This window comes from Polynucleobacter sp. Adler-ghost (assembly GCF_018688495.1).
Lineage (GTDB): Bacteria > Pseudomonadota > Gammaproteobacteria > Burkholderiales > Burkholderiaceae > Polynucleobacter.
Window position 1 is genome coordinate 849,055 of record NZ_CP061320.1, and the last position, 14,423, is coordinate 863,477.

General features: G+C 44.5%; 17 protein-coding genes and 2 tRNA genes. 9 read left to right on the forward strand and 10 right to left on the reverse strand.

Going from position 1 to position 14,423, the window contains the following annotated elements:
* Window position 1: 1 nt before the first annotated feature.
* Window positions 2–421, reverse strand: coding sequence for a hypothetical protein (locus ICV89_RS04430; RefSeq protein ID WP_215310039.1), 420 nt, complete (start codon window positions 419–421; stop codon window positions 2–4).
* 143 nt (window positions 422–564) lie between these two features.
* Between ICV89_RS04430 and ICV89_RS10985 the strand changes: the two genes are divergently transcribed.
* Window positions 565–777: a GDCCVxC domain-containing (seleno)protein gene (locus tag ICV89_RS10985; RefSeq protein WP_304608924.1), complete on the forward strand. Its 213-nt coding sequence runs from the start codon at window positions 565–567 to the stop codon at window positions 775–777.
* A 125-nt stretch (window positions 778–902) separates the two neighbouring features.
* On the forward strand, window positions 903–2,414 hold the full coding sequence (ppx, locus tag ICV89_RS04435; RefSeq protein ID WP_215310041.1) for an exopolyphosphatase: 1,512 nt from the start codon (window positions 903–905) through the stop codon (window positions 2,412–2,414).
* 3 nt (window positions 2,415–2,417) lie between these two features.
* Here the strand turns inward: ppx and ICV89_RS04440 are convergent, their stop codons facing one another.
* From ICV89_RS04440 to ICV89_RS04455, 4 genes are read right to left on the reverse strand one after another with little or no spacing between them, the layout of a single operon-like run.
* Window positions 2,418–3,353, reverse strand: a complete 936-nt coding sequence (locus ICV89_RS04440) for a GNAT family N-acetyltransferase (RefSeq protein ID WP_251370912.1) — start codon at window positions 3,351–3,353, stop codon at window positions 2,418–2,420.
* Between the two features lie 45 nt (window positions 3,354–3,398).
* On the reverse strand, window positions 3,399–3,800 hold the full coding sequence (locus ICV89_RS04445; protein WP_215310043.1) for a diacylglycerol kinase: 402 nt from the start codon (window positions 3,798–3,800) through the stop codon (window positions 3,399–3,401).
* Window positions 3,801–3,809: 9 nt separating this feature from the next.
* The gene (locus ICV89_RS04450; protein WP_215310045.1) at window positions 3,810–4,838 is read right to left on the reverse strand and encodes a glycosyltransferase family 1 protein; all 1,029 of its coding nucleotides are present in this window, start codon (window positions 4,836–4,838) and stop codon (window positions 3,810–3,812) included.
* Window positions 4,835–5,644, reverse strand: a complete 810-nt coding sequence (locus tag ICV89_RS04455; protein ID WP_215310047.1) for a UDP-2,3-diacylglucosamine diphosphatase — start codon at window positions 5,642–5,644, stop codon at window positions 4,835–4,837. Before ICV89_RS04455 ends, ICV89_RS04450 begins: the two co-directional genes overlap by 4 nt.
* Before the next feature lie 147 nt (window positions 5,645–5,791).
* Between ICV89_RS04455 and ICV89_RS04460 the strand changes: the two genes are divergently transcribed.
* From ICV89_RS04460 to ICV89_RS04480, 5 genes are all read left to right on the forward strand, one after another.
* On the forward strand, window positions 5,792–6,502 hold the full coding sequence (locus tag ICV89_RS04460) for a 1-acyl-sn-glycerol-3-phosphate acyltransferase (protein WP_251370913.1): 711 nt from the start codon (window positions 5,792–5,794) through the stop codon (window positions 6,500–6,502).
* Between the two features lie 65 nt (window positions 6,503–6,567).
* Window positions 6,568–7,473, forward strand: a complete 906-nt coding sequence (gene ppk2 / locus ICV89_RS04465) for a polyphosphate kinase 2 (RefSeq protein WP_215310051.1) — start codon at window positions 6,568–6,570, stop codon at window positions 7,471–7,473.
* Window positions 7,474–7,531: 58 nt separating this feature from the next.
* The gene (locus tag ICV89_RS04470) at window positions 7,532–8,359 is read left to right on the forward strand and encodes a hypothetical protein (protein ID WP_215310053.1); all 828 of its coding nucleotides are present in this window, start codon (window positions 7,532–7,534) and stop codon (window positions 8,357–8,359) included.
* Window positions 8,356–8,928 (forward strand): chromate transporter, encoded by a 573-nt coding sequence (locus ICV89_RS04475; RefSeq protein ID WP_215310055.1) that lies wholly within the window; start codon window positions 8,356–8,358, stop codon window positions 8,926–8,928. The genes ICV89_RS04470 and ICV89_RS04475 overlap by 4 nt, the downstream gene beginning before the upstream one ends.
* Window positions 8,925–9,452, forward strand: a complete 528-nt coding sequence (locus tag ICV89_RS04480; RefSeq protein WP_215310056.1) for a chromate transporter — start codon at window positions 8,925–8,927, stop codon at window positions 9,450–9,452. The genes ICV89_RS04475 and ICV89_RS04480 overlap by 4 nt, the downstream gene beginning before the upstream one ends.
* Before the next feature lie 7 nt (window positions 9,453–9,459).
* Here the strand turns inward: ICV89_RS04480 and ICV89_RS04485 are convergent, their stop codons facing one another.
* Window positions 9,460–11,565, reverse strand: a complete 2,106-nt coding sequence (locus ICV89_RS04485; RefSeq protein ID WP_215310058.1) for a TonB-dependent receptor — start codon at window positions 11,563–11,565, stop codon at window positions 9,460–9,462.
* A 90-nt stretch (window positions 11,566–11,655) separates the two neighbouring features.
* Window positions 11,656–12,021, reverse strand: a complete 366-nt coding sequence (locus ICV89_RS04490) for a hypothetical protein (RefSeq protein WP_215310060.1) — start codon at window positions 12,019–12,021, stop codon at window positions 11,656–11,658.
* Window positions 12,022–12,081: 60 nt separating this feature from the next.
* Between ICV89_RS04490 and ICV89_RS04495 the strand changes: the two genes are divergently transcribed.
* Together ICV89_RS04495 and ICV89_RS04500 are read left to right on the forward strand one after the other, a co-directional pair.
* Window positions 12,082–12,158: transfer RNA gene (locus ICV89_RS04495), tRNA-Pro, on the forward strand.
* A gap of 35 nt (window positions 12,159–12,193) precedes the next feature.
* Window positions 12,194–12,270: transfer RNA gene (locus ICV89_RS04500), tRNA-Arg, on the forward strand.
* Between the two features lie 254 nt (window positions 12,271–12,524).
* On the opposite strand, the gene ICV89_RS04505 is transcribed toward ICV89_RS04500, so the two are convergent.
* Genes ICV89_RS04505 through ICV89_RS04515 form a run of 3 tightly spaced genes read right to left on the reverse strand, consistent with a single transcriptional unit; the run spans window position 12,525 to window position 14,283 of the window.
* Window positions 12,525–12,944 carry a hypothetical protein gene (locus tag ICV89_RS04505; RefSeq protein ID WP_215310062.1) on the reverse strand — a complete coding sequence of 140 codons (420 nt, stop codon included), beginning with the start codon at window positions 12,942–12,944 and terminating at the stop codon, window positions 12,525–12,527.
* Window positions 12,941–13,741, reverse strand: coding sequence for an FAD:protein FMN transferase (locus ICV89_RS04510; RefSeq protein ID WP_215310064.1), 801 nt, complete (start codon window positions 13,739–13,741; stop codon window positions 12,941–12,943). Before ICV89_RS04510 ends, ICV89_RS04505 begins: the two co-directional genes overlap by 4 nt.
* Window positions 13,738–14,283 (reverse strand): FMN-binding protein, encoded by a 546-nt coding sequence (locus ICV89_RS04515; RefSeq protein WP_215310066.1) that lies wholly within the window; start codon window positions 14,281–14,283, stop codon window positions 13,738–13,740. Before ICV89_RS04515 ends, ICV89_RS04510 begins: the two co-directional genes overlap by 4 nt.
* Window positions 14,284–14,423: the final 140 nt, after the last annotated feature.

Below are 14,423 nucleotides of genomic sequence, written 5' to 3' on the forward strand. Positions count from 1 at the left end.
TTTATTTGTATTGCTGAGGCTCATCATTGATTTCCTTAATCTCTATCTCGCCGAAAATGTAGGTATTTTCTTCTAGAGCCTTCCACCCTAGATCTTGAAATACATGTGCGTATTCACCAGAAAACTTTTTTGATTTTCCATAAAAAATATCCGTTAGTTCATCTTGTTCGTCTTCATCAATGGTCTCAGAAAAATAGATTACCTTTTCCCCATCATAAGTCTTACTAATTTCTGCCCCAGGAATATCGCCGATACGCATTCCCACTTGAGGTTCATATTGACTGATGAACTTTGGTTTTGTAGTTGTTATGATGGATCCAAGCTTCCAGACTGTCCCGCATTTAATTTCTTTATTCTGTTTTTTAAAGATATGTCTTTGGACTAGAGAGCCCATTTCAAGAGGGATAATTTGATACAGCATCCCATATCTCCTGTAGTGAATTTAAGCCTTTATCATGCTCTTAAAGTGTGACGATTCGGTGAAGATCAGTGGGCTTGATGAATGTTTGGTCAGGACTTTGTATATAGGTTTTGACTGTCTTCATTTTGTAATAGTTTCAGTTCATGATCACCCTTGTGACTTCACAACATACGATCATTACCTGCCCTAACTGTTACGGACAAGAAACCCTAGAGATCTCTCAAGGCTATTCTCAGCATTTATATCGCTGCCCAAGTTGCAGCATCATTTTGAAGCCCAGATCAGGAGATTGCTGTATTTTCTGCAGTTTCGGAAGTCAAGATTGCTCCAGTGCGGAGCAAAATTTAGCTGCCTAGGCCTCTTCCCAGTAGACTAGGGTCTCGTTTCACGAATGTGTCATCAGAGTTTCATAAAATAGACATATTCAAGTAAACCTGCTTCTATTGGAAATGCTGTGTCCTTACATCAGAATAAATCCGTAATGAACGCTACTGACCTCGTCGCTGCAGTCGATCTTGGGTCTAATAGCTTTCGTATGCTAGTAGCTCAAGTCGTCAAGACGCCTTCCGGTACACAACTGCGTCCGATTGATACGCTGCGTGAGTCTGTCCGCTTGGCTGCTGGCTTAACTGATAATAAATTATTAGGTAATGATGCCTATCAGCGAGGAATTACAGCAATTCGGCGCTTTGGTGAACGCATTCGGGGGTTTGATCCTGCTAATGTGCGCGCTGTTGCCACCAACACCCTGCGCGTAGCTAAAAACGCACCACACTTTATCCGGGAGGCTGAGGAGGCCTTGGGTTTCCCCATTGAAGTGATCGCAGGAGTTGAAGAGGCGCGCTTAATCTACATTGGTGCCGCTCATGAAGTGCCGGCAGTACAGGGTAATCGCTTGGTAGTGGATATTGGCGGAGGCTCTACCGAGCTAATCATTGGCAAAGGTTACGAGCCCAAGCTGATGGAAAGCCTGTACATTGGTTGCGTTTCTCATAGCCTGAGATTTTTCCCTAAGGGCAATATCGATTCTCATGCTTTTAAAGAGGCAGAGCTAGCCGCGCGAAGAGAAATTCAGGTGATTTCTGAAGCATATCTAAAGGCTGGCTGGAAGCAAGTTATTGGTTCTTCGGGGACCGCACGCGCTTTAGCCGAACTGATTGCAGAAAATAACTTCAATGGCCAGGTAGATAACTCTGATGGTTTGATTACCCGCGATGGTTTAAGAGCCATGAAAAAGCATCTTCTGAAGTATGAGCATATTAATCAGGTTGAGCTACAAGGCCTCAAGGATGATAGGCGCTCAGTTTGGCCGGGTGGCCTTGCCATCATGATTGCTGTTTTTGATGAGCTTGGTATCGAGTCCATGGAGGTCACAGATGCCGCCTTAAGAATCGGCGTGCTTTATGACTTGCTAGGTCGCTCTCAGCATGAAGATATGCGCTTTGTGACAGTTGAGCAATTTATGCAGCGTTACGCGGTAGATCGTGAACAAGCTAGGCGCGTTGGCAATCTAGCTGCTGAGTTTTTGGCACAATTGCCTAAGCCAGATGAGGAGAGCCGGGCTGATAATATTGCATTATTGCAATGGGCTGCCAATCTTCATGAAATCGGCTTATCGATATCGCATAACGGATATCACAAACATTCTGCCTACATTGCTGGTAATGCCGATATGCCGGGCTTCTCAAAAAACGATCAGGCTAGATTAGCCGCCTTACTCATTGGTCACACCGGTAAGTTAGGAAAGTTAGCGAATAATGCTTCTTTCTCTGATTGGCGTATGTTGTTTTGTATGCGGCTTGCGCAGGTACTTTGCCGCGGACGCAGTGATGTCAATTTATCCAAGGTGAAAGTCTCGGAGCACAATGGAGACTATTTAGTTAGCCTCTCCAAAGACTGGGCTAAGGAGCATCCATTAACAGAGTTTAGCCTTCAAAAAGAAGCGGCCGAATGGGTGCGTATCGGCCGACCTTATAGCATTAGCTTGAAGTAATGCTTACAACCCTAGGAAATGCTTTGCGTAACGAGGATTGATTTCTGATAGACGCAACATGGTCAATACATCTGCTGTATTGAAATCTGGATCCCAGGCGGGTGCGCTACAAATCTTAGCGCCTAGTTTCAAATAGCCTTTGATCAATGGTGGAGGTTCTACCTCTAAGCCGCCATTGAGTCGCTCAAGCGGCAATGGTAGGCGCGGGAATGCATGATTTTCAACTGGAGCCATTTGATCATTGCTTAGTGAGTTGTATAGACTCGCTGCAAAGTGACCGCCATCACCCATGGGGATACTGGCACATCCAAGCATGATTTCATAATCGTGTTTTTGCATGTATTGCGCTAAGCCGCTCCACAAAGCCATGATGACTGCACCAGAACGAAAGTCTTCGTGCACGCAAGATCTCCCGAGCTCAACTAATTTGGGGCGCAAGTGGTCTAGTCGGCTCAAATCAAACTCTGAATCTGAGTAGAGACGCCCAATCTCCACTGCTTTGTGCGGCGGGAGCACCCGATAGGTGCCGACCACCTTTAATGACTCCTGATCACGAATCAGTAAATGGTCGCAATAGGCATCGAATTCATCAATATCGAGGTTCTCTGGATTGCTTGGAAGCTTTGCCCCCATCTCTTCTGCAAATACCTTGTAGCGCAGGCGCTGCGCTTCTTTAATCTCACTCGCATTGCTAGCCCAAGTAATTTGAAATGCAGGGCGCTTTGGCTTAGCAATCGCTTTCTCAGCAACTGGGTCTGGGGTTCGCAGCTCAGCTCTGGCTTTAGTAGCAAATTTCTTGCCAAATAACTTCTTTGCAATTTTTTTAGAAAAGAGCTTTTTAATCGCCTCAGTTTTACTTTTTTTAATCTTCTTTGGCTTTACTTCAAAGCGAGAATTAAATAGATCAAATGCAGCAAGGGGATTTGGAATATCAGACATAGTGTTCCTTAAGTATTAATAATCAATAGTAAGAAATGGGTGTTACTAATTGATGACAATGGGGATGCAAATCGTTGCCCACAGTAAGGTGGAAATGAGTAGGGTAAGCATGACTGCTGCCGAACCAAAATCTTTTGCTCTTTTCGATAGATCATGATGATCAAATGAAATTCGATCGATAGCAGCCTCAACGCTAGAGTTCAACAGCTCAACCACTAAAACCATGATGAGCGAAGCAATCAGGGCACATTTCTCAAGAGGGCTAATTGGCAAGAAAAGAGCAATTGGGCTCAGCACTACCAGCAGGAAAAGTTCTTGTCTAAAAGCACTTTCCTCTTGAAATGCATAGACTATGCCGCACCAAGAATTCTTGGCTGCATGCCACGCGCGTGTGAGGCCGCGGTTACCCTTATGTGGGTTTTGCTTAATGTCGTAAGGTGCTGACAAAATGAGTTCTTAAGCGAGGGCAGTAACATGAACAGCCGTGGAGGGTACGGGCTTTAAATGCTTGGCGAATTGCTCCGAAGCTGCTCTCCAAGAAAACTTCTCAGCATGGGCTCTAGCCAGTTCACGAGGAATTTTCAGGGCTTGCATACAAGCTACTCGAAGATCTTCGTGCATTGCGCCAGCAGCAGAGTTGCCTAAAACATCAATTGGACCGGTCACTGGATAGGCTGCGACTGGTGTACCACAAGCCATGGCTTCTAAAATTACCAGTCCAAAAGTATCGGTTTTGCTTGGGAAGACAAAAACATCGGCAGCAGCATAAACCTTGGCCAACTCTTCTTGTTGTAGTACACCTAGATAATTAATATTCGGGTATTTTTCTTTAATACCGGCCATTGCAGGACCGTCACCAACAACCCATTTAGAGCCTGGTAGATCTATCTCCAAGAAGGCATTGATATTTTTCTCTACTGCCACTCGACCAACATACAAAAAGATTGGGTGAGCGCTATTGAGAGCTTTAGAGTCTTGCATTTTGAAGATGTCTAAATCTACGCCTCGTGACCACAAAACGACATTTTTAAGGCCAAACTTCTCGAGATCATCTTTAACGACAATAGTTGGCGCCATTACCGCCATTGAAGGGCCGTGAAACCAGCGAATAAAAGCATAGGTAATGCTTAAAGGAATTCCGGTACGGGCTTTGACATATTCAGGGAAGCGGGTGTGATAGGCCGTAGAGAATGGCAAATCATTCTTTACGGCATAAGAGCGTGCTGATAAGCCCAAAGGCCCCTCTGTAGCAATATGCATTGCATCAGGCGCAAATTCTTTAATGCGGCGAGCCACTTCCTTTCCGGGGAATAAGGACAAGGCAATATCTGGGTAGGTAGGGCAGGGGATGGATTTAAAGCCAGTCGGGGTAATCATTTCGACTTCATGGCCCATGCCGATGAGTTCAGCTCTAGTTTGTTTGAGCGTTCTTACAACACCATTGACTTGTGGATCCCATGCATCAGTAATGATCATAATTTTCATACGGTAGCCTCTTTAATAAGTGTTGCAAGCTCAGGTTGGAGAGTAATTTCAGGTGCTTCCACTGGATCACCATGAATATGTGTCCAGTAGATAATTTTCAGTTCACCGGTCGTGGTCTCTACTAGTGCTGATAGGCTTTCGACCCAATCACCATCATTGCAATACAACAGACCATCGATTTCACGAATTTCTGCTTTGTGAATATGGCCACACACGACGCCATCACAATTCCTTAGGCGGGCTTCTCTGGCCATGATGTGCTCAAAGTCAGCGATGTAACTGACGGCATTTTTTACTTGATGCTTAAGATATTGGGAGAGTGACCAGTATTGCAATCCCATCTTGACGCGCAACATATTGAAGTAGCGATTAATGTACAAAATAAATGAATACAGCGAGTCGCCAACATAGGCAAGCCATTTAGCGTATTGCATTACGCCATCAAATAAATCGCCATGGGTTACCCACAGCTTCCGTCCATCTAAGGTTGTGTGGATGACCTCTTCTTGAACCTTGATATCGCCAAAGGACATACCAAAGTACTGACGAGCCGCTTCGTCATGATTACCGGGAATGTAAATCACTTCAGAACCTTTGCGGGCTTTACGCAATAACTTTTGAACAACATCATTGTGGGTCTGTGGCCAGTAAAACGACTGTTTTAAGCGCCAGCCATCGATAATGTCGCCCACCAGGTAAATCTGATCGGCTTCATTGTGCTTTAAGAAATCGAGGAGGTAGTTTGCCTGACACCCTGATGTTCCGAGGTGTACATCTGAAATCCAAATCGCTCTGTAATGCGTCATGAGTACGTATTAAGCCGATTCATTATGAAGGCCTCATGACACTTTTACGACAGTTTGATGACTTGATTTATATTACGGCTAGATATGAGGCAATCCCAATCAAACCCCACTTCAAATCCGAGCAGTTGGCTTCGCTATTGGATATGGATGCAAATCCTATTGCACGTGATTGTTGGGGTATGCAAACTCTCTTTTATTTTCCCCTTACTAAATCAAAAACAAAAAGACCACCACATACAAGAGTGGTCTAAGAAATTATTAAAAATCTTTCATATTCCGTTGCGTGTGATTGGCGCGGAGAAATTACTCTCTAGCCCACATTTGCTGGTATCAAATCACATCTCGTGGTTAGATATTCATGTAATTAATGCATTTAAACCGGTCCGTTTTGTCGCAAAATCGGAAGTGCGGGGATGGCCTATATTTGGATGGATGGCGCAGCAGTTGGGTACCGTCTTTATTCGCAGAGATAGTGCGCGTCATGCGAGACAGGTGGTAGACCAGATGGCTGAGGTTCTGAAAGTAGAGTCGATCTGTATTTTTCCCGAAGGTACTTCTACTTCTGGGGAGTCAGTATTGCCGTTTAAGCCCAATTTATTTGAATCTGCCATTTTGGCTCATGCTCCAGTATTTCCGATAGCCATTGCTTACCGTTCAAGGTCAACGGGTCTGAGGAGTGATGCCCCTGCCTTCATTGGAGATATGGGTCTACTCGAATCGATGTCTAATGTTATTGCCAGCTGGGATATAGAGGTGCATTTAAGCCTAATAGAGCCTTATTCGACTGACAAAGCTGCAAATTCTGATCGAAAAGCACTCGCTCTCTATTGCCAGGAAGCTATCACTAAAACCTTATAAACAGTATATGTAATAAAAGTGTCATATCCTAGGGGTACAAAGAGGTATCAGTATCGGAAAGAGATATGACGTCAAAGCATAAAGAAATAGATGAGTGGTACAAGCGTGCTCGGGAAGATATTCTAGATAGCATGGACGAAGAGCTCGAAATGGAGCTCGATGATGATCGCTTGTCACCTGATGGTGGAAGTGCCTCTGTCATACCTCGAAATGTTTACTTTAAGGAATTATTTCGCCTGCAAGGTGAGTTGGTAAAACTCCAAGATTGGGTGGTAGAAAATAAACTTAAGGTAGCTGTTTTATTTGAAGGTCGCGATTCTGCAGGTAAGGGTGGCGCAATCAAACGAATTACCCAACGTCTTAATCCCCGCGTATGCAAGGTCGTTGCATTGACTGCGCCTAGCGAGCGTGAGAAAACCCAGTGGTATTTTCAGCGCTACGTATCAAACTTACCTGCTGGTGGCGAGATCGTATTGTTTGATCGTAGCTGGTACAACCGTGCTGGTGTTGAAAAGGTCATGGGATTTTGTAATGATGCCGAGTACGAAGAGTTTTTGCGTACAGTTCCTGAGTTTGAACGCATGATTATTCGCTCGGGAATCATTCTGATTAAGTATTGGTTCTCTATTTCAGATGATGAGCAATATAGTCGCTTCATGGTGCGTATTCATGATCCATTGAAGCAATGGAAACTGAGCCCAATGGACTTAGATGCTCGCCGTCATTGGGAGGCCTATACCAAGGCAAAAGAGACCATGCTTGAGCGCACCAATATTCCTGAAGCACCGTGGTGGGTTGTGGCTGCAAACGATAAGAAAAAAGCTCGCCTCAATTGCATTTCTCACCTGCTGACTCAAATTCCCTATCAAGAAATTGAGCATCCAGAGGTTACCTTGCCCGCACGAGTTCATAACCCTGATTATCTTCGTGGGCCTGTGCCAAAAAATATGTACGTTCCCGAGATCTATTGATTTTGTGAACGCAGGTCTCTAGGTGTTAATCTCTCAGTATTCACCAAGGGGATAGCACTTGAAATCAAAGCAGGGTATTACCAATAGGGAATTTAAACTACTCATCAAACCTCAGGGTTTGGATAGACGTAGCCGTATTACCGCTTTAAGCGATCAACTTCTCAAGTTCTGCAAAAAAAGCAAGGTGGATTTTTTCCACTTAGATAACGCTACAACTGGCTTGCGGAATATTTATTTCTACGATACGCCAGGCGAAGATTTCAGGCGCAATAATATTATTTTGCGCGTTCGTGAATCTCGTCAAAATATTTGGGTGGATGATTGGTGTGAGGTGACTTTAAAGTGCCGTACGGGCGATTTACAGAAGTCCCACGAATTTGACCCATCACCTAAAAAATCCATTAAGTCACGCTTACGTCTGAAGGAAGAAATTCTTCGAGGCGATGCGATTGGTACAAGTAGGGCAATTTACTCCAACAACGCAATTTTGGATGCGGTGCCTATTGACGACCTCTTTGAGAAATCCTTAGCAAGTGTTGCAAAGTTCTTTCCTGGCCTAGTCACTCTGCCAATTGATAAAAAATCCCCCATCCGAATTGTTGGCGGACGCACCAATAAGATTCTTGAGGCATGTTTGCCAATTGGAAACTTAGTATTTGGTGATGGCGTGCAAGCACATTGTGAGATTGCTATCTGGATGAAGAGTGTAGGCGACCCTATTGTGGGTGAGCTGGCCTTTTCATATCGGTTGAATGATGCCAACCGTGGTCAAGTAAAAGCGCATAAGCGTGCTGATAAGTTCTTCAAGAAGCTCCAAATTGAACTAGAAAGCTGGTTAGAAATTGGTAGCACTAAAACAGCTTTAGTCTACGGAAAACCTGAGTGACTTCTCAGATGCAAGATGATGTGACGATAACTCAGTCTCCAGACTTACGTGATCTCTTCGTACAATTTTTGATTATTGGCGCTGTCAGCTTTGGCGGTGGCATCATTGCCTACGAACGTATCCTCTTGGTTGAAAAGAGAAAGTGGCTCTCAGCTGATGAGTTTATGGCCTACCTAGCGATTAGCCAGACCATGCCTGGACTAAACTCAGTCAACTTAGCAGTACTCGCAGGAGATCATCTGCGAGGTGTTCTCGGCGCTATGATTGCCACTCTAGGGCTCATATTTCCGGGGTCATTATTTGTGCTAGGTGTCGGCATGATCTACGCTAGTACCGCAGATCATCCTTCGATCAATCTCATCTTGGCTGGTATTGCAGCAGCTGCTACCGGCTTGCTAGCGGCCATTACTTACAAAATCGGAGATGCTCACTGGCGTCATCTGAAGTCCTTAGTCATCATTGTTATGACATTTATATTGATGAGCATCTTCAAGCTTGCATTGCCATATGTGATCTTGATTATGGCTCCGATATCGATCTATCTGTATAGGCCAGGTCAACCCCAATGAGTCTATTGATCCACTTGGCCTGGACCTTTGCCTTGCTTTCTATTCTTGCAGTGGGTGGTGGCACTGCTGTTTTGCCAGAGATGCAAACCATACTTGCATATCAGTTCGGTATAGACCATACCCAATTTGTTCATATTTATAGTATCGGCCAGTTAGCGCCTGGCCCCAATATGTTGATGGTCTTAGTGATTGGTTATCAAATTGCTGGGCTCATTGGTGCAGGCGTAGTCTTGCTATCCTTCTTTTTGCCTTCAAGCCTGATGTGCTTTTATATGGGGAGGCTTTGGAATCGTTTTGGAGAAAGTCCTTGGCGACGATCTATTCAAAACGCACTTGAGCCCATTTCGATTGGCCTCATGTCATCTGGTGTTTATGCTGTTGCCAAGGCATCTGTAGTGAGCAGCATTACCTTGGGGCTTGCCCTAGTTACTCTGTATCTCATTCTCAGAACCAAGATTAATCCGGTTTTAGTTATTTTGTTCTCTGGAGGACTGGGTGCCTTATTGATGTCTTATCTGAACTAGTAAAAGTTTAGAAGGTTCCTCTTAGGCCTAGCATCAGACTTCTACCAGGCTGAGGCGCATACAACCTCACAGCCATTGGTGTAGTGGCATACCGAATTTGCTCATTGAGTAAGTTCTTGAGATTCATATACACAGTCCAATTCACATCCTTTACTTTTTCCGTATAAGAGATGCCAGCATTTAATAAGTTATAGCTTGGGGCAGGACCTTGTTCCCAGTTTGCCAGACGATTTTGTTGATAGCTGTAGATATAAGTCGCATTGGTAAGCCAACCATTGCGCTGGTGCGCCAACTCTGCACCTAAACGTGGGGCAGGTTGCAAGGGTAGATTGCCTCCCGCATCAAATGTTCCTTGTGAAGCATCGCCAAATACTCGGCTCCCTAAGCCAGTTTGATTCCAGTTATAAGTAAGTTCACCCTCAATGCCTTTGATTGTTGCCGCAGCTTGTTGTGCAGTGACTACGTTAAAGCCGTCACCTTGTTGTCCGCCATTATTAATGGCGCTACCAGTGTAATAACCATAAATATAGTTATTGAATCGGTTCGCATAAATACTTGCCTTGCTTCTGAGTAATCCACTGTTCTTCTGAATATTGAACTCTAAGTTATGCGAGGTCTCTTTGCTAAGGTTAGGATTGCCAATATCAAAGGTGGCAGTAGATTCATGTGCACCATAAGAATAGAGTTCTTGAGCACTTGGCGCTCTTTGTGACACGGTATAAGCCACTCCAGTGCCGTACCCTTGCATGAAGCTCCATAAGCTACCAGCAGAATAGGATAGGAGATTGAATTTGCGATTTTGCAAAGTAATACTAGGAGTAGTGCCAGTGGGAGTAACTGTGGGCTGGGTCTCTAAAGTCGTGCCTAAATTTGGGTTCTGGGCAACATTGTTATAGCGCAGACCTAAGCTTCCTTGTAGAGAATTCCAATTACCTTCCTCAATCCAAAATAAGGCATTGGAGTTAGTTTTTGTTGGGGGGACAATAGCATAACTACCTGTACCTACTTCCGTTGCATTAAGAGAGGCAGCGGAGACCTGTGCCCCGAAGGTACCTTTCCAGCCAGCCAAAGGATTGTGGGCGAGTTCTAAGCGAGCCTCATTGGCAATATTCTTCCAAACTGAGGCAGCGGTACCCACGTTATTAAATTCAGTATGGTTGTAATTTGAATTCGCTGCACTAAATTTGAATGATGAAAACCCTGTCAACGGATCTCGAGTTTGATGCTGGATGTCATATCGATTTTGCGACTGGTTTATGGATCCACCTTCAGGTGTTGGAATGCCATAGTTATTATTTAAGCGTTCTACAGAAATCCCGGTATACCCATTCTGTCCTATATAAGAAATGCCAACGCCCAAATTATTCTGCTTACTAAAAGAATTTGGCAACTTACCAGAATAGTTATTCCCGCCGTTGCCCTCCGGTGGAACAGTCCATCCTCCCGCAGGCTCACCTTGAGACTGGGTGGAGTTCCCTGGAATACGATAGTTATTAGCGTTATTAATGGCAGTATCCACATGCACCGCGACCGAACCAAAGGCGCCATCTACTTCAACCGCTCCAGCTCTCCCATTGCTAACGGTCTCGTAACTGGTGTTAATTGCACCAGTTGGTCTATCGGGTAGGTTGGTCAGGATACGATCATTCACTACGTTCACGAGTCCACCACTTGAGCCTGATCCATAGAGTAGAGCAGCTGCACCACGCAGAATTTCTACTTGGTGCACATTTTGCATATTGTTTCCAACGGCATGATCTTGCGAGATGTTGGATACATCGCCAACTGATAGACCATTTTGCAAAATTTGCACACGAGCACCTTCTAGACCTCGAATGACTGGTCGTGATGATCCTGCGCCATAGCCTGTAGCAGATACGCCGAGCTCATTAGCCAATGTCGCGCCTAAATTTGTTCCTAATTTATTCAGTAGCTCATCACCTTGTAAAACCTTCGTTGGCGTCAGAATGCTCTGAGCTGCTTCTTGCGATCCAGTTGCAGTGATTTCTAGGTTTGGTCCTACTGATTGAGCATTGGTGACTGAGCTCAATAATCCGGAGATAAGAACAAAAATAACTTTTTGCTTACTTAAAAAATGATGAGAGTGCTGCATAGTGAAGCTTTCATTCTGAAAAATGCACCTAACATGGTGGATGCATTGAATAAATCGGTAGGCCAAGCATTCGCTTGACGTGATGATGAATTACAGAATGAAGCTAGGCGGAGCTCTAGATTGGTACAGCCCAATTTGAATACGGGCTAGTAGCGGGTTTTTTGATGCTGAGTGTGCTTCCTGAGAGAGGTCGCTAGCAAGAAAAAGATTGGATGTTGAGCCAAGGAAACCAGCCAGTGTCAGTGCATCAAGTAAATGACAGCTGTCAAAGCTATGGCCAAGTGAGGGCGTTTGATCCGTACAACTCAGTTCAATATTTTGATGCTGGATTCCGGAGTGAGCAATGCTGTGAGCAAAGCCAATCCAGTGGGTGCCCAATAAGCAACCAAGCAGAAAACCGAGGGCAAGGTAGCCCCTGAGTTGCTTTCTGAATTTGCTTAAAAATGAGGCTTCCATGCCCCGAATCTTACAGTATTTGCCCCTGTAGGGCATCTCGGTGTAGAATATCGATTCCGTCGGAGTGTAGCGCAGCCTGGTAGCGCACCTGCTTTGGGAGCAGGGGGTCCAAGGTTCGAATCCTTGTACTCCGACCACTTTCCCTTATTGTTCTAGATATACCCAGCACATTCTGCCCATAGCTCAGCTGGATAGAGCAACGCCCTTCTAAGGCGTAGGTCGCACGTTCGAATCGTGCTGGGCAGGCCAAATTCATATTGCATCAAGTTGTTTCAGGCTGATTTATTGGCTCGATTGACCTGATCATGCATGAGCTTAGATAACGTTGGGGGGGCCTTGGGTCTAGCGTGGGAGATCCTGGCTAACTATTGGCGACTCAGGTGATATTTTGACCCTGATGATTTAGTGTCGGTTTGACCCGACTATCAAGTGTCCGGTTAAGTGACGGTCAGATGGCTCTTATAGGGTGGCTTAGTAACTTCTCTTGCAGTAGTCTTAATTGATTACTGCTTTAGTGGTCGGGTAATAATGTGAAATACAAAGAACCCAACGAAAATTAGACCAAGTACCCAGTGAATAAGTTCACTAGCTTCATGTGACTCTTCAGGGCCGTAATAAAGTAAAAGTCCAGTAATTACCAATATTGCAAGAATAGTTAGTTGTGAAATTCCGCTGATTAAATTCTTTTTTGCTTTGAGTCCTGCCTTGATATGAAAGGGCATTACCGCTCCGAAAGCCATAAGAGCAAATGCCGCTGCAATACCATGTACTGCCAATACCGAGTGATTTCCAAGGATTGTCTTTGAAATATGGAATTCATGCCCGACTAAAAATGCAATTCCAGATAAGGAGCAAATGCTAAGGCTGGTGATTGTGAACCAGCGCTGCCATACTGGCATTTTCCCAAGCCCATGTTTTCTCATGCGGCAATCCTTAGTGCTTGAGCAGAGAATTGAGTAAGGCAGGAATGTTCCATGTTGCGCGAAATTGCAATCACCTTGGTTAAAGCATCTGCATAGACGCATTGCGGAGCTAGAACTGAATAGGACTCACCAAACTGAATGTGTTTCATGTCAGCGGGGTTTATGATGGGACTTTGATGAGAATTTGAGTAATACAGGCTGGTACTAGCGATCGATCCATTATCTAGCATGCCTGCATTTACAAGATCTTTAGGATTACTCGGATGGCGAACTGTAATTACTTGAGGTATCGATCCAAATACCCTCAAGTCTCCACCAGCATTAACTGCGCCTGAGTCCACGCCAGCCGCTTGAAGTGTTTCAACGGCTTTATCAACGGCAAAACCTTTTGCAATACCACCAAGATCTAGCCGAAGAGGTTTTTTTGAGCTAACTATGTTTGGTTTAATTAAGGTGAGATCCTCTAAGCCGCCATACTCGTCGGACTCATTGTCATGATGGTTCGGTAATAGGCCGGCGGATTGTAATTTGGCGCCCACACCACAGTCAAATAAGCCGTTAGATGCTTGGTGGATATTCTTTGCAATCGATAGTACTGCGAAAGTCCAATCATGAATTTCTACAGCCTCAAAATGGGAGCGGGCATTAATCTGACTTAACTCAGAATTTGGGTTATGAAAGCTCATTAAAAACTGAACTCGCTCAATTGCAATAAATGCATTTTCAATAGCTTCGGTTGAGCCCTGATCAACCGAGATCTCAACATAAGTTCCAAGCAAGGGTTTGCAGCGAATCATTTTTGATTGTTACTCTTTAGCGCTAAGTCATAAAACACTAGAACACGCTTTACGCCATCAGTTAAATGTTTACTGGATAGAGTGGCGCCAGAGATATTTTCAATATCCTTGTTTAACTTTATGGGATCGGCGGCTGTTTTTCCAAAGAACTGTTTGCGCCAGCTAAGATCTGCTACCTCATAGCCATAGGATTCTCGGTATTCCATAATTTCTATGCCTTGGACTGCACCACTTGGTGAGATTCCAATTGCATAAGTAATCATTTCATGTTTGCCAACAACTTCATCAACGATGAGCCAGCTTCCATCGGCAGTTTTATAAATTCGATTTCCTTGCAGTGGCTCGCTGACACTAGAGGCGGATTTCATTTTGCTTTGAAGGTCATCGGTGATGACCATGGGTGCCGCTGTAAATTTTTTTCCCGGAAAAATAAGCTGCTGTGCTTGCTCAGTAGTGACGTATATTTTGGAGTATGCGATTAGTGGGGCGCTCGCAAAGGCTATACCAGTTAGAACTAAAAGAGGATTTGGTTTCCAATTCATAATTTTTTTATTTCAATTTACTTTGAGTTAACTGATTAATAGCGTATTTGCTTCATTACATAGTTTTTGGAGTTCTGAGCTGCATTCCTTTGAATCTGATAAGACATCAAACATCATGAGCGCTCTTGCTTTTGCTGTTT